Here is a 20,082-nt window from a genome sequence, read left to right on the forward strand (position 1 = left end):
ATGGCATAGCCCTTGGTTACGGCCTTGGTGGTGTTGCCCACGGCATCGAGCGCATCGGTCTTTTCACGCACCGAATCGTCCAGCCCCGCCATTTCGGCAATGCCGCCTGCGTTGTCGGTCACGGGGCCGTAAGCATCCAGTGCGACGACCATGCCGGCAAGCGCCAGCATCGCGGTTGCGCCATAAGCAATCCCGATAAGACCTGCGAGCTGGTAAGCAATGATGATGCCCGCGCAGATGACCAGCGTGGGCAGGGCGGTGGATTCAAGGCTGATGGCAAGGCCCTGAATCACGTTGGTGCCGTGGCCGGTTTCCGACGATTTGGCGATGGAGCGCACCGGGCGATAGTTGGTGCCGGTGTAATACTCCGTAATCCAGATGATCAGGCCCGTGATGACAAGGCCGAGCAGCGAGCAGTAGAACAGCGTGCGCCCGGTGAACGTCACCGTATCGGCCATGATGGTATAGCTCATCGACGTTTCCATGCCGCCAAGGGCATAGTCGATGGCCCACCAGATCGCGCCGACAGACAGCACTGCGGTGACAAGGAAGCCCTTGTACATCGCGCCCATGATGTTGTTCGACGAGCCGAGTTTGACGAAGTAGGTGCCGATGACCGAAGTGACGATGCACACGCCGCCGATCAGCAGCGGGAGCGCCATCATCGGGCCGAGGGCAGCGCCCAGACCTTTGAGCAGCAGCGCGGTGAGCACCATCGTTGCGCCCACGGTGACGACGTAGGTTTCGAACAGGTCGGCCGCCATGCCGGCGCAGTCGCCTACGTTGTCGCCCACGTTATCTGCAATCACGGCGGGGTTGCGAGGATCGTCTTCGGGGATGCCTGCTTCGACCTTGCCGACAAGATCAGCGCCAACGTCTGCCGCCTTGGTGAAGATGCCGCCGCCCAGACGCGCGAAGATCGAGATGAGCGAAGCGCCAAAGGCCAATGCGACGAGGCCATCGACCACGGTGCGGTCTTCCCCGCCCACGGTGTAACCGGCGATGTCGGTCAGGTAGTGGTAGAACACCGCGATGGCGAGCAGGGCAAGACCTGCGACCAACATACCGGTGATCGCGCCCGCGCGGAACGCCAGCGTGAGGCCCGCCTGCAATCCGTTCTGCGCGGCGGCTGCCGTGCGCACGTTGGACCGTACCGAGATGTTCATCCCGATGAAGCCCGCCACGCCAGAAAGGACTGCGCCGATGACGAAGCCGGTGGCGGAGATCGTACCGAGAGTGGCGGCGATGATGACTGCGACGACCACGCCGACGATGGCAATGGTGGTGTACTGACGCTTCAGATAGGCTTGTGCGCCTTCCTGAATGGCGGCGGCAATTTCCTGCATTTTGGCGTTGCCTGCCGGTGCACCAAGCACCTGGCGGCTGGTCACGAAGCCATAAACGATGGCCAGCAACCCAAGCAGTATTGATAATACGACTAGGTTCACGATGGCATCCCCCTTTATTCCGGTGCCATGAAAGGCCCGGTCCCGTCGTTTGCGGGCCGGGCGAAGCTATAGCTTTATTCGCGCCCCGCAAGCCCTTCCATGACGTGGATCAAGGCGTTTTTAATCGTGCGTATAACCCAGCGTGCCATGCGGCACTGCACCATCGATGGTAACGGATGATCCTTTTGGTTCGACAGCGTGGCCGATGCGGTGTGCTGGGATCGGCGGCGTTGCATCGGAGGGAAGGGTGAACAACAGTTCGTAATCGTCGCCCCAGCGCATGGCCTCATCCCGACGGGTGGAGGGAAGGTTGGCGGGGAAGGGGACGCTGGCGCTTTCGATCGCAAGAGTGAGGCCGCTGGCATCGGCCATGCGTGCAGCATCGATCAGCAAGCCGTCCGATACGTCCATCATGGCGGTGACATGGGGGGCGAGAGCGCGGCCTTCGACAAGGCGGGGAACCGGTCGGCGAAAGGCAAGGCTGTCGGCCCCCGTATTGTCGCGCAGGGCCTCGAAGCCGAGCATGGCCGCGCCGACGGGGCCGGTCAGCCAAAGACCATCACCGCGCCTTGCCCCGCGCCGATCCGGCACCGGACGGCAGGTTGCGCGGCCCAGCGCGGTGAGGCCGAGGCTGCGCGGACCATTGGCGCTGACGGTATCGCCGCCGAGCAGGGGGACAGAAAAGGTGTTGAGGGCTTGTTCAAGGCCTGCGAGGAAGCGCGTGTCGTCATTTCCCAGCGTGAAGCCAAGGAGGACGCCGACCGGATCGGCACCTTTGGAGGCGAGGTCCGACAGGTTGGTGGCGACGAGTTTCCAGGCGACATCCGCCATGTCCTGCCCAGCCAGCCAATGAACGCCTTCGACCATCATGTCGTGGGTGAGGATCAGCGTTTCGGTGCCGAAATCGAGCACAGCACAATCGTCGGCCAACCCGCGCGCTGCGGGGTGGGGGGCAAGAGCGCGCAGGGCGGCGATAAGGGCGGATTCCTTGCTCATGCCACGGTCTATGCGGTGGGGTGGTGATTGGCACAAGTGTGCTTGACCAGCGCATCGGCGTTGCTTAATCGTTCGATTAAAGAGGTTCGAGAGGAGTCGGAAGAATGGCAACTGCCTATATCGTCGATGCAGTGCGCACGGCTGGCGGACGTAGGGGCGGCAGGCTGGCGGGCGTGCATCCGGTGGACCTTGCCGCGCGCAGTCTGGATGCCATCATTGCGCGCACCGGAATTGATCCGGGGGCGGTGGACGACGTGATCATGGGTTGCGTCACGCAAGCCGGGCAACAGGCGATGCAGGTGGGGCGCAATGCCGTTCTTGCCTCCAAGCTGCTGCCGCAATCGACTCCTGCGGTCACGATCGATCGGCAATGCGGTTCTTCGCAACAGGCGATCCAGTTTGCTGCACAGGCGGTGATGTCGGGCGTACAGGACGTGGTGATCGCGGCGGGTGTGGAAAGCATGAGCCGCGTGCCGATGGGGTCGAACGCCACCTTTCACATGAAAGACGGGCTGGGCCACTACAAATCGCCGGGGCTGGAAGAAAAGTATCCCGGCGTCATGTTCTCGCAGTTCATGGGCGCGGAAATGATTGTGAAGAAGCACGGCTTCTCGAAAGACGATCTCGACCGCTTCTCGCTGAACAGCCACATCAAGGCGATTGCGGCGACAAATGCGCAGGCTTTCGCGAACGAGATCGTCGGCGTGGAGATCGAAACGCCCGAAGGCCCCGCGATGCACACTGTGGATGAGGGCATCCGTTTTGACGCGACGCTGGACGGCATTGCTGGCGTAAAGCTGCTCAGCCCCGAAGGTTCGTTGACGGCGGCCAGTGCCAGCCAGATCTGCGATGGGTCGAGCGCGGTGCTGGTCGTGTCCGAAGCGGCGCTGAAGGCACACGGGTTGACCCCGCTGGCACGCATCCACAACCTGACGGTGACGGCGGGCGATCCTGTCATCATGCTTGAGGAGCCGCTCTTTGCAACCGACCGTGCACTGCAGCGGGCAGGCATGAAGATCGCCGATATCGATCTTTATGAAGTGAACGAGGCGTTCGCATCGGTTCCGATGGCATGGCTGAAGTATACAGGCGCAGACCCGGAGAAGTTGAACGTGAACGGCGGCGCGATTGCGCTGGGCCATCCGCTTGGCGCTTCGGGCACCAAGCTGATGGCAACGCTGGTTCATGCCCTGCGCGCGCGGGGGGGCAAGTATGGCTTGCAGACGATGTGCGAAGGCGGCGGCGTGGCCAACGTGACGATCATCGAAGCGCTTTGAATTTCGGACTTTGAGAGAGGACTATTCCAGATGAAGCTTGATAATACTGTTGCTGCGGTGGTCACCGGCGGCGCTTCCGGCCTTGGTGCAGCCACTGCGCGCGCGCTGGCGGCCAAGGGCGTGAAGGTTGCGATCTTCGACCTGCAGAAGGAAAAGGGCGAGGCGATGGCCGCCGAGATCGGCGGCGTGTTCTGCGAAGTGAATGTGACCAGCGATGAAAGCGTGGACGCCGGTTTTGCCAAGGCGCGCGAAGCACACGGGCAGGAACGCATCCTCGTCAACTGCGCCGGCACCGGCAATGCCATCAAGACGGCGAGCCGTTCGAAGGAAACCGGCGAGATCAAGCATTTCCCGATGGATGCCTTCAACTGGATCATCCAGATCAACCTCGTGGGCACCTTCCGCTGCATCGCCAAGTCGGCTGCGGGCATGATGACGCTGGACCCCTGCGACGAGTTTGGTGAGCGCGGGGCCATCGTCAACACCGCCTCGGTTGCGGCAGAAGACGGGCAGATGGGGCAGGCGGCCTATTCCGCGTCGAAGGGCGGCGTTGTGGGTATGACCTTGCCAATCGCGCGCGACCTGATGGCCGAAGGCATCCGCGTGAACACGATCCTGCCCGGCATCTTCAACACGCCGCTGCTGCAGGGCGCACCCGACAATGTGAAAGCTGCGCTGGCCGCATCGGTGCCGTTCCCGAAACGTCTGGGTATGCCGGAAGAGTATGCCAACCTTGCGATGTGCATGATCGAAACCGGCTACTTCAACGGCGAGGATGTGCGTCTTGACGGTGCAATTCGCATGGCACCACGTTGATGTTCTGACTTCTGGGTCCCCGCGAAGGCGGGGACCTTGCTGGTGTTACGGAGCGGTGGCGCAAAATGATTGAGGCCCCCGCCTTCGCGGGGGCGCACAAGGGTTTTGGGAGAGGCTTGTTGTCCGACTATACGCAGATCAGGCTCGATATCGCCGATGGCATTGCAACGATCACGCTGCACCGTCCGGAGAAGATGAACGCCTTCACCGGCACGATGATGAACGAGATGATCGATGCGTTCGATCACACCGACGCCGATGACAGCGTGAGGGCGGTGATCGTTACCGGATCGGGCGAGCGCGCATTCTGCGCAGGGGCCGATCTGACGCCGGATGACGGTAAGCACGTCTTTTCCAGCGCTGAACCGGTGACCGACCTTTCCGACCCGCGCGTGCGCGATGGCGGCGGGTTGCTGACGCTGCGCATCTATCAATCGAAAAAGCCGGTGATCGGCGCGATCAATGGCGCTGCAGTGGGCGTGGGTGTGACCATGCAATTGCCGATGGATATCCGCCTGGCATCGACCAAGGCCCGCTTCGGGCTGGTCTTTGCGCGGCGCGGGATCGTGCCGGAAGCGGCATCGAGCTGGTTCCTGCCGCGCATCGTGGGTCTACCCCAAGCGCTGGAATGGTGCATGACGGGGCGTGTGTTCGATGCGCAGGAAGCCTTGCGCGGTGGACTTGTCCGTTCGCTCCACGAACCGGAAGACCTGATGCCTGCAGCCGTGGCGCTGGCGCGCGAAATTGCCGACAATACCAGCGCGGTATCAGTTTCGATGACGCGCGCGATGCTGTGGCACAATCCCAGCCTGAACCATCCGATGGAAGCACACCGGGTGGATAGCCGGGCGATCTACACGCTGTCTCGCGGGCCGGATGCGGCGGAAGGGATTTCGAGTTTTCTGGAAAAGCGCGCTCCCCGCTACCCCGCGCGCGTTTCTTCGGATATGCCGTCTTTTTATCCGTGGTGGAATGAGCCGGGCTGGGAATGAATACGGAAGTGCACAAAGGGGAAAGCCTGGAAACACCGGGCGCGCGCGAACTGCTGCTGCAGACCGCATCGAACATCATGCGTGAAGGCGATGTCGTCGACATCTCGCTATCGGAATTGAGCCTGCGATCCGGGTTGAATTCGGCCTTGGTCAAATATTATTTCGGCAACAAGGCGGGGATGCTCAAAGCCCTGCTCGACCGGGATATGGAAAACATCGTCAAATCGGTGGATGCGCTGCTGGCCAAGGACGATATGAGTCCCGAGGCCAAGCTGCGGCTGCACATTTCGAAGTGCATCGACACCTATTACGACTATCCCTATCTCAACCGCCTGCTGATGCGGCTGGTGCGCGATAGCGACGAGGCGGAGGCCAAGCGCATTGCCGACCAGTATCTGCTGCCGCTGCACCGCGCCTATAACCGCTTCATCGGGGAAGGGGTGAAGGCGGGCGTGTTCCGCGCGATAAACCCGCAGCTGTTCTATTTCACCGTCACGGGTGCGGCGGACCGGTTCTTCTCCGCGCGGCTGGTGCTGAAGCATTGCTTCGATCAGGACACGCTGACCGAGGAACTGCGCGACAGCTACCGCGAACATACCGTCGATTTCATCATGGCGGGTATTCTGGCGCATTGAGAGGATTGAAATGTAAGGTTTTGGCGAATTTTCGAACAGATTCATGGGCGCAGCATGGAACGATGCTGCGCCCATTTTCCTTTATATCGCCGATGATAGCTTTGTGCGGGCGGCTTAAAGAAAATTTCGTCTGGCAGCGGATGCGGCAATGAACTAACGCGCGGCTTGCAGCCTGACGTCATATTATTTCCCTCTTGCGCTTCAGGCTGGTTTCATGTGATACGAAATCATGCCCGGAACCCAGACCCGCCTCACCGACTTCATGCCCTATCGAATGGCTATCACCTCGAATGCGGTGAGCAGCCTTATTGCGGGCGAATATCGCAGCGAATTCGGGCTAAAAATTCCCGAATGGCGCATCATGGCCGTGCTTGGCGATGCAGGCGCGCTGACGCAGCGCGATCTTGTGCGAGCCACGCTGATGGACAAGGTGGCGGTGAACCGCGCTTGCAAGGTTCTGGAAGATCGCGGCTTTCTGCAGCGCAGCCCGAACGAGCATGACGGGCGCTCGCATCATCTGGAACTCACCGTTGCTGGCCGTGAAATGCACGCCCGGATATGGCCGCAGGCGGTGGAAATGTACGAAAAGATCTTCGCATCGATCACCACACGCGAACAGGACAAGCTGCGTGCCATCCTTGAAAAGCTGCTCAAGGCGGCACGCGCGCTGGAAGGCGACGTCAAGTGAAGCTGGCTTCGCTTCCGCAGGGGCGCGATGGCCGTCTGATCGTGGTTTCAGATGATCTGGCTTGGTATGCCGATGCCGATCACATCGTGCCGACCATGCAGGGCCTGCTTGATGACTGGGACCGGTATTTCCCGCTGATCGAGGCGCTTTCAATCGAGCTTGCGCATGAAGCTATCCCGCGCAAACGGTTTCATGAACGTGAGGCCTGTGCGCCGCTGCCGCGTGCTTTCCAGTGGGCAGATGGCAGCGCCTACGTCAATCACGTTGAACTGGTGCGCAAGGCGCGCGGTGCAGAATTGCCGGAAAGCTTCTGGACCGATCCGCTGATGTATCAGGGCGGAAGTGACGATCTGCGTGGCGCGCGCGAGCCGATCCGGCTTGTGGATGATGCGTGGGGCTGCGATTTCGAGGCCGAGATCGTGGTGGTGACTGGCGACGTTCCGCAAGGCGTGACGCCACAACAAGCTTTGGGTCACATCCGCCTTGTCGGGCTGGTGAACGATGTTTCGCTGCGCAATCTTATTCCCGGCGAACTCGCCAAGGGATTCGGCTTTGTGCAATCAAAGCCAGCCAGCCATTTTTCGCCGGTCTTTGTGACCCCGGATGCGCTTGGCGATGCCTGGACGGGAGGCAAGCTGTCACGCACGCTGATGATCGATCTGAACGGAGAAGCGTTCGGGCGGGTCGAGGCAGGTGAGGAGTGTACGTTCGATTTCGGCGTGCTGATCGCCCATCTGGCCAAGACGCGCAGCCTTGGTGCAGGGACTCTCATCGGTTCGGGCACGGTATCGAACCGCGATCCCGATGGTTCGCCGGGCCGCCCTGTGGCGCAGGGCGGGCGGGGTTATGCCTGCATTGCCGAACAGCGCATGGTCGAAACGATCGCCAACGGTGCGCCGGAAACGCCGTTCCTGAAAGCGGGTGATGCGGTGCGGATCGAGATGCGCGACGCCAGAAACCACAGCATCTTCGGCGCGATCGACCAGACTGTCGTCAGCGGCTGACGTTTTCCCACATCAAACAAAAGACCCCGCAAGGTTTGCGCCTTGCGGGGTCTTTTGTGTTGGCAACCCTACCGTTCGGGATCAGCCGCCGGGCTTCTTGTTGATCAGGCTGTCGCTGATCGAGCAGGCTGCGGGCCCAAGGATCACGATGAACAGCACAGGCAGGATGAACAGGATCAATGGGATCGTCATGATCGCAGGCAGGCGTGCGGCCTTTTCTTCGGCGCGCATCATGCGTTCGTTGCGGAATTCTGCCGACAGCACGCGCAGGGCCGAGGCGAGAGGCGTGCCGTAGCGTTCGGTCTGGATCATCGTAGTGACAACGCCTTTTACGGAATCGAGATCGACGCGGTAGGCGAGGTTCTCGAAAGCGTGACGGCGTTCGGTGAGGAACGAAAGCTCGATTGCGGTCAGCGCGAATTCGTCGCCCAGTTCGGGATAGGCGCGACCCAGTTCGCGGGCAACGCGGTTGAACGCGGCGTCAACGGTGAGGCCGGCTTCTGCGCAGATCACCAGCAGGTCGAGTGCGTCGGGCAGGCCCTTGCGAATGGCCGCAGTCCGCTTGTTGATCAGGTTGCGGACGAAGATGTCCGGCCCCTTGTAACCAAGGATGAGGCAGGCCGCGAAGCCGCCAAAGCGCTTGAGCGGACCCCATTCGGGGAAGCTCTGCGACCAGTAAAAGATCACCGCGCCGAGCAGGCCGAGCACGATCGGGCCGACAAGGCGCCCGAAAATGACTGCGACGGCCCATTCCTTCTTGCGGATGCCTGCCTGCGCCAAACGCTGCTGGACCACCGAAAGCTGACTGTCCTGCAGAACCTTGAGTGATTCGAGGAAACCGCGGATCTGGTCGGTTGTCTGGTTGCGGCGAACGATGCTGGCGCGCTTGCGGGCGTTTGCGGTGACGATACCAGCCTTGAGCTGTTCGCGGCGGTCGTTCAGCGCCTTGACCCGCTTGGTCATCGGATCGCGCACGGTGATCGCGGCGTAGATGGCGAGCATCACGGCGGCGGCGGCGATGCCAATCAGGATCGAGCCGATAAGGTATACGTCGAAGCCGAGGAGTGTCGGTCCGGGAGGGTTCTGAATCATGGCCTGTCCCTTTCCGTCAGATTTCGAAGCTGACCATCTTGGCCATGATGAAGGCCCCGATGCCAAGCCAGGTAAGTCCGCCGATTCCCGCGATGATCAGCCGATCATCAATGAAGAATTTGCCGAGATAACCGGGGTTGATCATGTAGATCAGCGCGAAGACGATGAATGGCAGGGCGCCGACGATATAGGCCGATGCCTTGGATTCCGAACTCATTGCCTTGATCTTCAGCTTCATTTGCGCGCGCTTGCGCAGCACGTCCGAAAGGTTCGCCAGCGTTTCGGCAAGGTTACCGCCGGTTTCGCGCTGGATTGCCAGTGTGATGCAGAAGAAGTTGAATTCGGGCAGGTTAAGGCGGTCTGCGGTATCCTGCAGGGCGTCTTCCATCGTCTTGCCCACCTTGATGCGGTCGGTAACCAGCTTGAATTCCTCACCCACCGGACCGGGCAATTCGCCAGCGACAACGCCGAGCGTTTCGGTAACGGGCAGGCCGGAACGCAATCCACGCACCAGCAGGTCGAGCGCGTCGGGCAGGCGGCTGACGAAGTTGTCGATCCGCTTGTTGATTGCCCAGCCAACGACGAAGTGCGGCAGCCCCGCGCCAACCAGCAAACCTGCACCCAGTGCCATCACGGGAGCGCCAGTCTTGAGATAGATCAGAAGCGTGATGCCCAGCGCAAGTCCGCCGCTGACATAAAGGTACTGCGTGAGTGTCCAGCCCTTGCCCGTGCGGTGCAGGCGCAGCGCCAGCGCTTCCATGCGCGAGCCGGAGCCTGCAAGCCTCATCGTGCTCGGCTTGCGGGCGGCAACCGTCTTACGGTACTGCGCTTCGACCTTGTCGACTGCCTTGTCGGAATGGCGGAAGCGCACCGATTGCAGGCGACGCCCGCTTTCCTTCGATGCCGAAGGACCGGACAGGGCAGCATAGCCCAGCACCATCGCCAGCATCAGGCCGACTGCCATCACCACTAGCTGCAGAATGCTCGTCATCGCCGGTGCCTTCCTGTCACTTCAATCGTCCGTTCTGCCAAATGCCCTCAGGCGTTTGCCTTGGCCTTCGGTTTGGCCAACATCTTCTTGAGATCGAACTTGCCCAGCAGCGAAGGCTTGCGTGCATCGGTGCCAGCATCGGCGGTGGTGCCGCCATCTTCGTCTACCGAACCGATCACCGCATGGGCGATGTCGCGCAGCACGCCGCCAGCTTTCGAAGCGCGGTTGGCTGCGACAAAGGTCTGGCCCAGCTTGGCCGCGTTCGACGCGCCCTTGATGTCATAGGGCACCATGAAGTTGATCTTGCGTTCGATCGAAGCTTCGAAATCAGCCTTGCTGATTTCGTTCGCGCCCGGCTGAATCTTGTTGGCCACGATGATCGGACGGGCGTGCGCCGCGTTGCTTTTCAGCCACGACAGCAGGCGGATCGCGTCGCGCGCACCGGCAAGGCTGAGTTCGGTGGCCAGCACGACCACGTTCACGTCCGCCAGCAGGTGCGGGAAGTTGATCAGCATGTTGCGCGGCATGTCGATCACGGTCATTTCGAAAGCGTGGCGGAATTCCTCCTCCAGCTGAACGAATGCGCTGCCATCGGTCATCAGCGGCGAATTGATCGGCGCTTCTGCCGAAAGGATCGCCAGATTGTCGTTCGCGCGGATCATCGCGCGTTCGATGAACAGTCCGTCGATGCGGCTGGGATTGTCGATCGCATCGGTCAACCCGCGGCCCGGCTCAAGATCGAGCGTCAGCGCGCCAGTGCCGAAATGCACGTCGAGATCGAGCAGCGCAGTGGGCAGCTTGTGATCGGTGCTGAACAGCCAAGACAGCGAAGTTGCCAGCGTTGACGCGCCAACACCGCCGCGGGTGCCGACCACGGCCATCGACATGTGCTTGCGCACCGCCGAAGGATCATGGCTTTTCGGCGCGGTAAAGATCGCCTGTGCCTGAACCAGCGCATCACGCACCTGGCCGGGGTTCAGCGGCTTGAGCAGGTAGTCCTGAATGCCAGAGGCGATGAGGTCGCGGTAGAGGCGCACGTCATTGACCTGGCCCACCGCGATAACGACCGTGCCCGGCTCGCACACTTCGGCCAGCGCGTTGATATCGTTCAGCGGATCGCCGCTCTCAGACAGATCGACCATCAGGATGTTCGGGCTGGCGGTGATCGAAAGCGACTGGATGGCGTTGCGAAGGCCACCGCGGTGGCACTTTTCCGATGCCCAGCCCATGTCGACCGCCACGGCGCGCAGGATGTCCAGCGCGGCGTCGTCGCACATGAAGGCGGCGAAAGTATCGCGGGTTGAATTTTTCAGGCTCATGGATCAGTTCCCGCCGCCAGCGTTGGATGTCGCATTGTTCTTGAGGCCGCCTTCGCCCGTTGGCTTGGCCGAACGATAGCTGTCGATCGCCTTGTTGCCGCTCATCACAACGGTTTCGCCGGTGCTGTTCGCGCCCTGGACGAGGTGTTCCTTGTCGGCGACCATCGCGGCAAGGTTGCTGTTGATGGCACAGCCGAAGTTCGAGCTGGTCTTGTTACTCATCGAGAAGTCGGACTTGGCCGACCAGTCGGGGCAACCGGGCACCGAAGCCTTGGCGCGGGTCACCACGACGCGCGCGCCACCTGCGGCGACATAGCCGGGCGTCATCGGTGCCGGACCGTTGACGAACATGCCCCAGCGGCCCGCGACACCATCGATTGCGGCGACGGTGGATTTGGACTGGAGCGGATCGTCGAGAGCGATCTTGTCGCCATATTTCAGGCCGAGGCTTTCGAACCAGTCGGCCAGACGGCGCTGTTCGTTCACCGAAAGACCACCACCCGGCAGCGTTGCGACATCGAAAACATAGCGGTCACGTTCGACCACCGGCTGGTGGATCGAATTGAGCATCCGGTTTTCAGGCTGGTTGGCCGAGCAGGCCGAGAGCGTCACGGCGAGCGAAAGGGCCAGCGCGACAGTTGCGGTGCGGTTCAGGCTTTTGCGCATTGCTTGTCCCTTTCTCACTGGATGCTGAAGCCGGGCTGGGCGCTGGCGACTTTCTTGTCGTTGCGGCGATCAGCGTCGAGCGCGCCGACCTTTGGCCCGGACTGAACGGTGCCTTCCCTTTCGGTCGGCTTGGGCCGTTCGCCACCCGAAACCCCGTCGTTGTCCATGTTGCCAAACAGGCGCTGGAGATCGTTGGGGCTTTGGAAGCCATCGGTCGGCAGCTTGATGTCTGCGGCGTTGACCGGGTTGACGAGATACGGCGTCACCACGATCACCAGTTCGGTTTCGCCCTTGCGATAGCTGGTCGAACGGAACAGCGATCCCAGGATCGGAATGTCGCCCGCGCCCGGCATCTTGGTGAGCGTGTTCTGCGCGCTGTTGCTGAGCAGGCCTGCGATCATGAACGACTGGCCCGAGCCGAGTTCCACCGTGGTTTCTGCACGGCGAACTGTCAGCGCCGGAATCTCGATGCTGTCGAGTTTCAGCGCGCCGGTGCTGGAAAGCTCGGAAACTTCAGGCCGAACGCGGATCGAGATACGGCCATTGGCCAGCACTGTGGGCGTATAGGCAAGGCTGACACCATACTTCTTGTATTCGATGGACGTGGTGCCAAGGCCCTGCGAAACGGGGATCGGATATTCACCACCTGCCAGAAAGTCCGCCGTTTCACCCGAAATCGCGGTGAGGTTCGGTTCCGAAAGCGTGGTAACCAGGCCCAGCGTTTCGCCCGCATCCAGCGCGCCCAGCAGATCGAGGCCGAGCAGCTTGCCCATGCCAGCGATTGTCGTGCCCGAAGCGACCGCGCCGATCGAACTGCCCGCCTTGGCAACGATGCCCATCGGGTTGTTGGTGGAAACCGCGGTCGGATCAAAAGTATAGCCGCTGGTGGAACCAGTTCCGACGCCAAAGGGCAGATTTGGATCGGTGGTGATTGCCCCCGCCGAACGGCCTTGTCCGATGCCGAACTTGATACCGCTTGTGCCATCGATCGTCGTCAGGTTGACGCCGATGTTGCGCACCAATGAGCGGCTGACTTCGGCGAACTTCACGTGCAGGCTTACCTGCAGCGGCGTGGCCATTTTCAGACGGCTGATGACGTTGGTCTTGTCGCCGACGAAGGCTTTCACAAGGCGTTCCGCTTCGGCAGCGTCTTCGGGCGCGGCGACCGTGCCGGTCAGCAGCACCGTGTTGTTCATCGTCGCCACGTTGACGCGGGCCTCGGGCATGGCGAGGTGCAGCATCTGGTCGATCGAGTCGAGGTTGTTGCCGACGCGGATGTTGGCCGACCACACCACAGCGCCCTGCGCATTGCTGGCATAGACTGTGGTTTCGCCACCCGACTTGCCGAACACATAGAGCTGCGTGGGCGATTTCACCTGGACGTCGGCAATCTCGTCATTTGCGACGAAGACGTCTGCCATGCGACCCGGCACCGTAACCAGTTCACCACGTCCGATGGAGATCGTGACGGTACGGGCAGGGCTGGTCGTGCTCTGCGCGTGGAGCGTTGCAGCGGTCGGGACCAGCGCCAGCGGCGTAGCGATCATCGCGGCCGAGACAAGCGTGGTGGAAAGACGGCGTTTCATGGATTTACCCTTTGCAATCGGGTTCAGTGCCGAGGCGCTCATGATCAGTTACCCCCCAGCGAGACGTCTTCGGTCTGCTTGCCACGGGTGACACGGACCACCGGACCGCGCTTGATCGGGGCGGCATTGCCTGCGATCTGCGGGCCAGCAGAGGGTGCGCCGCCCATCGATGTGCGGGCAACGGGTGCGGTGGAGCGCTGGAAGCGCGAGACATCGGCACCGGTCACGAAGCTGGACTTGGTGGCCTCGATCGGGCGGTTCATCGCCTGCTTGATCAGGGCTTCTTCCTGCTGCTTGCTGACGCCGGTCGGGATCTTGATATCGCCCGAAGCAATTGCCTGTTCGAGTTCGGCAGAGTTATCAGCCAGCGAGCGCAGCGAGAGGCTGATCGTACCGATCGTCTGCGCCACGGCAATCTTCTCGGCGATCTTCGGCGTAACTTCCAGCGTGACGGTGCTGAAGGTGCGGACGCGGGTCTTGCCTTCGACCATTTCCTGTTCGGTCGACTGGTCGGTGGCAAGGACGCGGAGGTTCTTGAGGATCGTTTCCGATGCCTTCAGCGCCATACCTTCGCCCTGGCTCTTGATCGTCTGCGTCAGCACGAGGTCGATGTGGTCACCGGGGAAGACGAAGCCTGCAACGCCGGTGCGGGCTGATACCGGAATGGTAACGGCGCGCATACCCGGCCCGAGTGCGGCGGCAAGGAAACCACGATCGCCGGGCGAAACGAGGTTGCCCTTGGTCACCGGTTCGCCTGCGGTAATGGGATTGCGCACCACGGTGCCGAGCAGTTTCTGCATGTCCGCTTCGCCTTCGACGAAGTAGGCATCCTGCACCATGTCCTTGGGCCAGGCCTGGAAGTTGATCGCATCGGCGGTGATGATCGTGCCGATGGGCAGGGCGCGCTGGGCGACAAGGACCTTGGCCCCCATCGGCACCTTGGCCGCAGCTTCTGCCTGAGGCGTCGATGCGCCGGCGAAAAGGCTCCTGGCCGCGAAGGCCGTGCCGATCGCGACGATCAGCGCCCCCACCAGCAGCATCAGCTTCCTCTTGTCCATGACTACTTGTCCCGCCCTTTAAAGTCCGGCCCGCATGTCTCGGGCAAAATGGTTAAAATTTGTGATATTCCGTTCATGCTCCCGTAACGGAGCGCCATCCGGCCTCCAGCACGGGGGCCAGCGTGATCAGGCCCGCAGCGGCGATGGCGACGCCGTAGGGGATCTTGGCATCCCGGCGGCGGGTCACGGTGAAGTGCCACATCGCCATCAGGATGGTCAGCGCGCCGCCGATCAGTGACATGATCAGCAGCAGCTTCAGGAAGGTCATCGGCGCGATCCACAGCGCCAGCGCCGAAAGCAGCTTCACATCGCCACCGCCCATCAGCTTGAGCGCGAAAAGTCCGGCCAGAACCACGAAGGTCAGCAGGGCAAGGCCAAGCTGCATCACCATGTCGGGCCAGACTGCGAGGCCCGCAGCCCACCAATAGGCAGGCGCGGCCAACGCGATGGCAGCGTTCAGCCAGTTGTCGATCTGACGACGACGGATATCGGTGAAGGCCGCAACCAGCAGCGCGATTGCCAATGCTCCGACCAGTCCGTAAACGATGAAGTTCCCCTGCATGGTTCGGGGCATACGGGACAATCACTTACCAAACGGTAACCAAACCTTGGCGCGGAATTGCGCAGGAGAAGGCGCTTCGGCATGGAATCGGACATGGCAGGTGGTATCGATCGCAGGGTGATTCCGCCCGCGGCGACAGAGGCGGTGTGGTACGCAACTGATGGTCATGCGATCCGCCGGATCGATTGGCCAGGCAGGGGGGGCAGCGAAGCGGAAGACGGTCCGCGCGGCTCGATCCTTTTCCTGCCGGGGCGGGGCGATTTCTATGAAAAGTATCTGGAATCGCTTGACTATTGGCATGGTGAAGGCTGGCGTGTAACCGCGCTGGACTGGCGCGGGCAGGCTGGTTCGGGCAGGCTTTCCGGCCATCCCGATATTGGCCATGTTGCCGACTTTTCGGTCTGGCTGGATGACCTTGCGGCCTTCTGGAAAGACTGGATCGCGACCACGCCCGCGCCACATGTGATCATCGGCCATTCGATGGGTGGGCATCTGGTGCTGCGTAGTGTCGCGGAAAAAAGAATTAACCCTGTTGCGGTGGTTTTGAGCGCGCCCATGCTCGGCTTCCTCACGCCGGGGCCGAATCGGCTGCTGCACAAGGTGGCGCAGGCGATGTGCCGATTCGGTGATCCCGAACGCATGGCGTGGAAGATCAGCGAAAAGCCCGGCGCTACATTGGCCGCGCGCAGCACGCTGCTGACGCATGACGAGGCCCGCTATGCCGATGAAGCGCACTGGAAGACCGTGCGCCCTTATCTGGGCATGGGGCCGGGATCGTGGCGCTGGGTGGAACGGGCCTATGCATCGATGCTGGCGGTGGATGCGCCGGGCGTGCTTGAGGGCGTTGAGCAGCCGGTCCTGCTACTGTCGGCCAGATACGATGGCCTCGTTTCATCGCGCGCGATCGAGCAGGCCGCACGACGCCTCCCACGCGCGCAACTGGTAGTTTGGGGACGCGAGGCGCGGCATGAACTCCTGCGCGAGGCCGATGCGGTGCGCGACAAGGTTATGTGGACGATAGACGATTTTCTCGACCGGCTTGCGCCTGCGATCCAGCAGGATGCGATTGCGTGAGCCAATTCACCAGCGATTTCGATATTGCGATCATCGGGGCAGGGATGGCGGGAGCCAGCCTTGCCGCCGAATGCGCACCGCACGCGCGCGTGCTTCTGGTCGAGGCCGAGGATACTCCCGGCTATCATACCACAGGTCGCTCCGCTGCGTTCTGGGAAAAGACTTACGGCGGGCCGGGAGTTTTCCCTCTGACTATGGCCTCGGGGCGGGCTTTGCGAGAAGGAGGATTTCTGGCTCCTCGCGGCGCTCTGCACATCGGTCAAGCAGCGGACCGTGAGAAGGTTGAAGCCTTCGTTGAAATGTTCGGCGAAGTCGGAGCAACGCTGAAACTGTTTGATCGTAACGATCTTCTGGCGCGCGTACCGGGATTGCGGCCCGAATGGGTTGTCGGTGCTTGGGAGGCTGAGTGCGCAGACATCGACGTCGCTGGATTGCACCAGCACTATTTGGCTGCCTCGAAGCGAACTGGCACCGTCTTGCGCGTCAGGGCGCGGGTAGAGTGCCTGGAGCGAGAAGGTAACTTTTGGCGTATCGCGTGGGCGGATGGTGAAGCGCGTGCGCCCATCGTGGCCAACGCCGCCGGAGCGTGGGCGGATACCCTCGCCAGTCTCGCTGGCGGGCGGCCGCTCGGCATCCAGCCCTTGCGCCGAACAATCGTACAACTACGCACAAAACCTGCACCGGTCGACAACCTGCCACTGACCTTTGGTGTAAACGGCGATTTCTACTTCAAGCCGCAAGGTGGCCGCCTCTGGCTTTCGCCGCATGACGAGATTCCCGACGTGGCTGGCGATGCCGCACCCGAAGAGCTCGACGTCGCCATCGCCATCGACCGTTTTGAACAGGTCGTCGACTGGAAGATCGAGGCGCTCGAACGCCGGTGGGCCGGGTTGCGCTCTTTTGCGCCCGACCGTCTGCCGGTCTATGGTTACGATCCCACAGTTCCTGGCTTTTTCTGGTTCGCAGGGCAGGGCGGTTTCGGTATCCAGACTGCACCTGCTGCCGCACGGTTGGGGGCGCAATTGCTGCTGGGCTTGCCGCACGACGGGCTAACCGCCGAGATTGACGCCAATATATATTCGCCTTCACGTTTCTGGGCCGTATAGGATCGGATTGGCACTTTGCGGTGCCCGTTGGCGTGATAGTTTCGACCTCGGATCAACCAAGGGGAATCACGATGGCCCACCGTTTTGAAATCCGTGAAAACAAGGCTGGCGAATTCGTCGCCTATTTCTGCCACAACAGTGAACCGATCTTCTGGACCGAAGGCTACAAGAGCAAAGCCAGCGCGAAGAACGCGATTGAATCCATCCTGAAAAACGGTCCCGGTGCCGAAGTGGTGGACACGACTGCAGGCTGAAACCAGCCTAACAATCCCGCGCCCCCGCGAAGGCGGGGGCCTCGGTGTTGGTACGGAAAATCAGTGTAAATCGATTGAGGCCCCGCCTTCGCGGGGGCGCCATACGGCAAGCGTTAAGCCGCAATCGCAGCGTCGCTCGCCAGCTTGTCCACGCGCTCGTTCTCCGGGTGGCCATCGTGGCCTTTTACCCAGACCCATTCGATCTTGTGCGGGCGCACCGCATCCACCAGCGCGCGCCAGAGGTCTTCATTTTTCACCGGCTTGTTATCGGCGGTTTTCCAGCCCTTCTTCTGCCAGCCGAAAACCCACTTGGTGATGCCGTCCAGCACATACTTGCTGTCGGTATGGAGCGTGACCCGGCAAGGCTGCTTAAGTGCCTGCAGCGCCTGAATCGCGCCCATCAGTTCCATGCGGTTGTTGGTCGTCTCTTTCTCGGAGCCGGACATTTCCTTTTCGTGCTCGCCCATGCGCAGCAGTGCGCCCCAACCGCCTTTGCCGGGGTTGCCCTTGCACGCGCCGTCAGTGAAGATTTCGACGTGCTTCACGCGAAAACCTCGGGATTGGCGGCATAGAACTCCAGCCGGCGGGCAAATGCCATTGGGTCTTTGCGCATCACCAGCGCATCGGCGGGCGTGTTCAGCCAGTCATAGGCACGGCTTGATGCAAAACGCAGCGCTGCGCCCTGCGCCAGCAAGGGCAGGGCGGCGCGCTCTTCAGCGGACAGCGGGCGGACACCTTCGTAACCTTCCAGCAGTGCCCTCGAAAGATCGGTGCTGAACGTGCGTCCGGTGGCATCGAAGCACCATGCCGCATGGGTTACCGCCACATCATACGCCATCAGGTCATTGCAGGCGAAGTAGAAGTCGATCAGCCCGGTAACCTTGTCACCCAGCATCAGCACGTTGTCGGGGAAAAGATCGGCATGGATGACCGAACGCGGCAGATCGGTGGGCCACGCGGCGGAAACCTTCGGCAGATGTTCAGCCACCAACCCGGCCAGCGCCGGATCGATCGCCGCAAGCCCATCTTCGCCGCATTCGTCGAACAGCCGCTGCCATTCCGCCAGCCCCATACCGTTCGCGCGCGTGCCTGCATAATTCGCCGCCGCCGCGTGCATCTGCGCCAGCGCTGCGCCCACGGCGCGGGCCTGTCCCACGGTCGGTTCGCTCACCGAAATGCCTGGCAGAAACTCGATCAGCGCCAGCGCTTTTTCCCCGCGCCTGCGATAGAGCGCGCCTTCGCGATCATGGATCGTGCGCGGCACCGGGCAGCCCTTTGCGGCAAGGTGGTCCAGCAGCGAGAGGAAGTAGGGCAGATCCTCAAGCTCGATACGGAATTCGTACATCGTCAGGATGAAGCGCGCACCGCTTCCGTCCCTGCCGGTCGTCTCCAGCAGCCAGTTGCTGTTCGAAACGCCTTCGGCAATGCCCTTGGCCGAAACCAGTTCGCCCACGTCAAATTCGTTCACAAGCGCGGCCATTTCTTCCGCGCCGATCTGGGTGTAAACCGCCATGTCTTCAGGGCCTTAGTCGAGAAGCTGGCGCGGCAGCTTGAACACCATCTTTTCTTCGGCGGTGGTCACCGTCTCTTCGGCAACGGGCCGCAACTCCCCGATCCGCTGCACCACTTCGCGCACCAGAACTTCGGGGGCAGAGGCCCCTGCCGTCAGCCCCAGCGTGGTCACGCCGTGCAGCCATGCCGGGTCGATCTCACTTGCCCGCTGGATCAGCCGTGAAGGTGTGCCCAGACGCTCTGCCACTTCGACCAGTCGCAGCGAATTGGAACTGTTCGGTGCGCCGATCACCAGCAGCAGCTGGCACTCCTCGGCAATAGCCTTGACGGCAGCCTGCCGGTTGGATGTGGCATAGCAGATATCCTCAGCCTTCGGTCCCACGATCTGCGGGAACTTTGCCTGCAAGGCAGCCACGATTTCCGCCGTATCGTCTACCGAAAGGGTGGTCTGCGTGAGGAACGCCAGCGGGGTATCCACACCGAATGTCAGCCCGGCCACATCGTCCACCGTTTCGACCAGTGTGATCGTGCCTTCAGGCACCTGACCCATCGTGCCGATCACTTCGGGATGCCCCTTGTGGCCGATGAACAGGATGTGTCGCCCGGCTTCAACCTGCCGTTCGGCCTGACGATGCACTTTGCTCACCAGAGGGCAAGTGGCATCCAGCCAGTCCAGCCCGCGCGCGCTGGCGTTCTGTGGCACCACTTTCGGCACGCCATGCGCGGAAAAGACCACCGGTGCGCCATCGGGCACCTGATCCAGTTCTTCCACAAAAACCGCGCCTTTGGCTTTCAGCCCATCCACCACAAAGCGGTTGTGGACGATTTCGTGCCGTACATAGACCGGAGCACCATAACGATCGATCGCGCGCTCAACGATCTCTATCGCGCGGTCCACCCCGGCGCAGAAGCCGCGTGGTGCGGCGATAAGCAGGCGTAAAGGGGCCGTTTCGGCGGCGATATCTGGCAAGCTGGCGTTCATGCAGCGGCACTTAGCAGCAAGCGC

At 61.8% G+C, this 20,082-nt stretch carries 21 protein-coding genes; 9 read left to right on the forward strand and 12 right to left on the reverse strand.

Annotated elements, in window-relative coordinates:
• The coding region (locus tag ACOVQ0_RS01025; protein ID WP_421878963.1) for a sodium/proton-translocating pyrophosphatase at nt 1-1,448 on the reverse strand (1,448 nt) is incomplete at its 3' end.
• Between the two features lie 120 nt (nt 1,449-1,568).
• Nucleotides 1,569-2,444 (reverse strand): thiamine-phosphate kinase, encoded by an 876-nt coding sequence (thiL, locus tag ACOVQ0_RS01030; protein ID WP_421878966.1) that lies wholly within the window; start codon nt 2,442-2,444, stop codon nt 1,569-1,571.
• 104 nt (nt 2,445-2,548) lie between these two features.
• Here thiL and ACOVQ0_RS01035 point away from each other — a divergent pair, with 104 nt between their 5' ends.
• From ACOVQ0_RS01035 to ACOVQ0_RS01060, 6 genes are all read left to right on the forward strand, one after another.
• A complete protein-coding gene (locus ACOVQ0_RS01035) occupies nt 2,549-3,721 on the forward strand; it encodes an acetyl-CoA C-acetyltransferase (protein ID WP_421878969.1) in 1,173 nt (390 codons plus the stop codon).
• Between the two features lie 30 nt (nt 3,722-3,751).
• On the forward strand, nt 3,752-4,537 hold the full coding sequence (locus tag ACOVQ0_RS01040) for an SDR family NAD(P)-dependent oxidoreductase (protein WP_421878972.1): 786 nt from the start codon (nt 3,752-3,754) through the stop codon (nt 4,535-4,537).
• Between the two features lie 119 nt (nt 4,538-4,656).
• Entirely contained in the window at nt 4,657-5,529 is an 873-nt protein-coding gene (locus ACOVQ0_RS01045) for a crotonase/enoyl-CoA hydratase family protein (protein ID WP_421878975.1), read from the forward strand.
• Nucleotides 5,526-6,164 carry a TetR family transcriptional regulator gene (locus ACOVQ0_RS01050; RefSeq protein ID WP_421878978.1) on the forward strand — a complete coding sequence of 213 codons (639 nt, stop codon included), beginning with the start codon at nt 5,526-5,528 and terminating at the stop codon, nt 6,162-6,164. Before ACOVQ0_RS01045 ends, ACOVQ0_RS01050 begins: the two co-directional genes overlap by 4 nt.
• A 229-nt stretch (nt 6,165-6,393) precedes the next feature.
• Nucleotides 6,394-6,852, forward strand: coding sequence for a MarR family winged helix-turn-helix transcriptional regulator (locus ACOVQ0_RS01055; RefSeq protein WP_421878980.1), 459 nt, complete (start codon nt 6,394-6,396; stop codon nt 6,850-6,852).
• Nucleotides 6,849-7,856: a fumarylacetoacetate hydrolase family protein gene (locus ACOVQ0_RS01060; RefSeq protein ID WP_421878983.1), complete on the forward strand. Its 1,008-nt coding sequence runs from the start codon at nt 6,849-6,851 to the stop codon at nt 7,854-7,856. Before ACOVQ0_RS01055 ends, ACOVQ0_RS01060 begins: the two co-directional genes overlap by 4 nt.
• A gap of 81 nt (nt 7,857-7,937) precedes the next feature.
• Here ACOVQ0_RS01060 and ACOVQ0_RS01065 read toward each other — a convergent pair whose 3' ends face one another.
• From ACOVQ0_RS01065 to ACOVQ0_RS01095, 7 genes are all read right to left on the reverse strand, one after another.
• Entirely contained in the window at nt 7,938-8,948 is a 1,011-nt protein-coding gene (locus tag ACOVQ0_RS01065) for a type II secretion system F family protein (RefSeq protein WP_421878987.1), read from the reverse strand.
• A 16-nt stretch (nt 8,949-8,964) separates the two neighbouring features.
• Nucleotides 8,965-9,939: a type II secretion system F family protein gene (locus tag ACOVQ0_RS01070; RefSeq protein WP_421878991.1), complete on the reverse strand. Its 975-nt coding sequence runs from the start codon at nt 9,937-9,939 to the stop codon at nt 8,965-8,967.
• A 47-nt stretch (nt 9,940-9,986) separates the two neighbouring features.
• Entirely contained in the window at nt 9,987-11,258 is a 1,272-nt protein-coding gene (locus ACOVQ0_RS01075) for an AAA family ATPase (RefSeq protein WP_421878994.1), read from the reverse strand.
• Between the two features lie 3 nt (nt 11,259-11,261).
• Entirely contained in the window at nt 11,262-11,924 is a 663-nt protein-coding gene (locus tag ACOVQ0_RS01080; protein WP_421878997.1) for a CpaD family pilus assembly protein, read from the reverse strand.
• A gap of 14 nt (nt 11,925-11,938) precedes the next feature.
• Nucleotides 11,939-13,510: a type II and III secretion system protein family protein gene (locus tag ACOVQ0_RS01085; RefSeq protein ID WP_421879000.1), complete on the reverse strand. Its 1,572-nt coding sequence runs from the start codon at nt 13,508-13,510 to the stop codon at nt 11,939-11,941.
• Between the two features lie 44 nt (nt 13,511-13,554).
• Nucleotides 13,555-14,568, reverse strand: coding sequence for a Flp pilus assembly protein CpaB (gene cpaB / locus ACOVQ0_RS01090; RefSeq protein WP_421879003.1), 1,014 nt, complete (start codon nt 14,566-14,568; stop codon nt 13,555-13,557).
• 73 nt (nt 14,569-14,641) lie between these two features.
• Nucleotides 14,642-15,142: an A24 family peptidase gene (locus ACOVQ0_RS01095; protein ID WP_421879063.1), complete on the reverse strand. Its 501-nt coding sequence runs from the start codon at nt 15,140-15,142 to the stop codon at nt 14,642-14,644.
• An 81-nt stretch (nt 15,143-15,223) separates the two neighbouring features.
• Between ACOVQ0_RS01095 and ACOVQ0_RS01100 the strand changes: the two genes are divergently transcribed.
• From ACOVQ0_RS01100 to ACOVQ0_RS01110, 3 genes are all read left to right on the forward strand, one after another.
• Complete coding sequence (locus ACOVQ0_RS01100; RefSeq protein WP_421879006.1) at nt 15,224-16,204, forward strand: alpha/beta hydrolase; 981 nt, start codon at nt 15,224-15,226, stop codon at nt 16,202-16,204.
• The gene (locus ACOVQ0_RS01105; RefSeq protein WP_421879009.1) at nt 16,201-17,310 is read left to right on the forward strand and encodes an NAD(P)/FAD-dependent oxidoreductase; all 1,110 of its coding nucleotides are present in this window, start codon (nt 16,201-16,203) and stop codon (nt 17,308-17,310) included. The genes ACOVQ0_RS01100 and ACOVQ0_RS01105 overlap by 4 nt, the downstream gene beginning before the upstream one ends.
• A 71-nt stretch (nt 17,311-17,381) precedes the next feature.
• Nucleotides 17,382-17,564, forward strand: coding sequence for a YegP family protein (locus ACOVQ0_RS01110; RefSeq protein ID WP_421879012.1), 183 nt, complete (start codon nt 17,382-17,384; stop codon nt 17,562-17,564).
• Nucleotides 17,565-17,677: 113 nt separating this feature from the next.
• On the opposite strand, the gene rnhA is transcribed toward ACOVQ0_RS01110, so the two are convergent.
• From rnhA to ispH, 3 genes are read right to left on the reverse strand one after another with little or no spacing between them, the layout of a single operon-like run.
• The gene (gene rnhA / locus ACOVQ0_RS01115) at nt 17,678-18,109 is read right to left on the reverse strand and encodes a ribonuclease HI (protein ID WP_421879014.1); all 432 of its coding nucleotides are present in this window, start codon (nt 18,107-18,109) and stop codon (nt 17,678-17,680) included.
• Nucleotides 18,106-19,077 carry a homoserine kinase gene (gene thrB, locus ACOVQ0_RS01120; protein WP_421879017.1) on the reverse strand — a complete coding sequence of 324 codons (972 nt, stop codon included), beginning with the start codon at nt 19,075-19,077 and terminating at the stop codon, nt 18,106-18,108. Before thrB ends, rnhA begins: the two co-directional genes overlap by 4 nt.
• A 12-nt stretch (nt 19,078-19,089) precedes the next feature.
• Nucleotides 19,090-20,058, reverse strand: a complete 969-nt coding sequence (ispH, locus tag ACOVQ0_RS01125; RefSeq protein WP_421879020.1) for a 4-hydroxy-3-methylbut-2-enyl diphosphate reductase — start codon at nt 20,056-20,058, stop codon at nt 19,090-19,092.
• Nucleotides 20,059-20,082 lie beyond the last annotated feature (24 nt).

The sequence above is a fragment of the Novosphingobium sp. genome (genome assembly GCF_049240505.1).
Taxonomy (GTDB): domain Bacteria; phylum Pseudomonadota; class Alphaproteobacteria; order Sphingomonadales; family Sphingomonadaceae; genus Novosphingobium.

Bases quoted from the DNA above. Each gene is read 5' to 3' on its own strand.
- cpaB (WP_421879003.1), bottom strand. From the start codon at position 14,568: ATGGACAAGAGGAAGCTGATGCTGCTGGTGGGGGCGCTGATCGTCGCG.
- ACOVQ0_RS01085 (WP_421879000.1), bottom strand. From the start codon at position 13,510: ATGAAACGCCGTCTTTCCACCACGCTTGTCTCGGCCGCGATGATCGCT.
- ACOVQ0_RS01070 (WP_421878991.1), bottom strand. From the start codon at position 9,939: ATGACGAGCATTCTGCAGCTAGTGGTGATGGCAGTCGGCCTGATGCTG.
- ACOVQ0_RS01050 (WP_421878978.1), top strand. From the start codon at position 5,526: ATGAATACGGAAGTGCACAAAGGGGAAAGCCTGGAAACACCGGGCGCG.
- ACOVQ0_RS01080 (WP_421878997.1), bottom strand. From the start codon at position 11,924: ATGCGCAAAAGCCTGAACCGCACCGCAACTGTCGCGCTGGCCCTTTCG.
- thiL (WP_421878966.1), bottom strand. From the start codon at position 2,444: ATGAGCAAGGAATCCGCCCTTATCGCCGCCCTGCGCGCTCTTGCCCCC.
- ACOVQ0_RS01075 (WP_421878994.1), bottom strand. From the start codon at position 11,258: ATGAGCCTGAAAAATTCAACCCGCGATACTTTCGCCGCCTTCATGTGC.
- ACOVQ0_RS01035 (WP_421878969.1), top strand. From the start codon at position 2,549: ATGGCAACTGCCTATATCGTCGATGCAGTGCGCACGGCTGGCGGACGT.
- ACOVQ0_RS01040 (WP_421878972.1), top strand. From the start codon at position 3,752: ATGAAGCTTGATAATACTGTTGCTGCGGTGGTCACCGGCGGCGCTTCC.
- thrB (WP_421879017.1), bottom strand. From the start codon at position 19,077: ATGGCGGTTTACACCCAGATCGGCGCGGAAGAAATGGCCGCGCTTGTG.
- ACOVQ0_RS01065 (WP_421878987.1), bottom strand. From the start codon at position 8,948: ATGATTCAGAACCCTCCCGGACCGACACTCCTCGGCTTCGACGTATAC.
- ispH (WP_421879020.1), bottom strand. From the start codon at position 20,058: ATGAACGCCAGCTTGCCAGATATCGCCGCCGAAACGGCCCCTTTACGC.
- ACOVQ0_RS01100 (WP_421879006.1), top strand. From the start codon at position 15,224: ATGGCAGGTGGTATCGATCGCAGGGTGATTCCGCCCGCGGCGACAGAG.
- ACOVQ0_RS01110 (WP_421879012.1), top strand. From the start codon at position 17,382: ATGGCCCACCGTTTTGAAATCCGTGAAAACAAGGCTGGCGAATTCGTC.
- ACOVQ0_RS01055 (WP_421878980.1), top strand. From the start codon at position 6,394: ATGCCCGGAACCCAGACCCGCCTCACCGACTTCATGCCCTATCGAATG.
- ACOVQ0_RS01095 (WP_421879063.1), bottom strand. From the start codon at position 15,142: ATGCCCCGAACCATGCAGGGGAACTTCATCGTTTACGGACTGGTCGGA.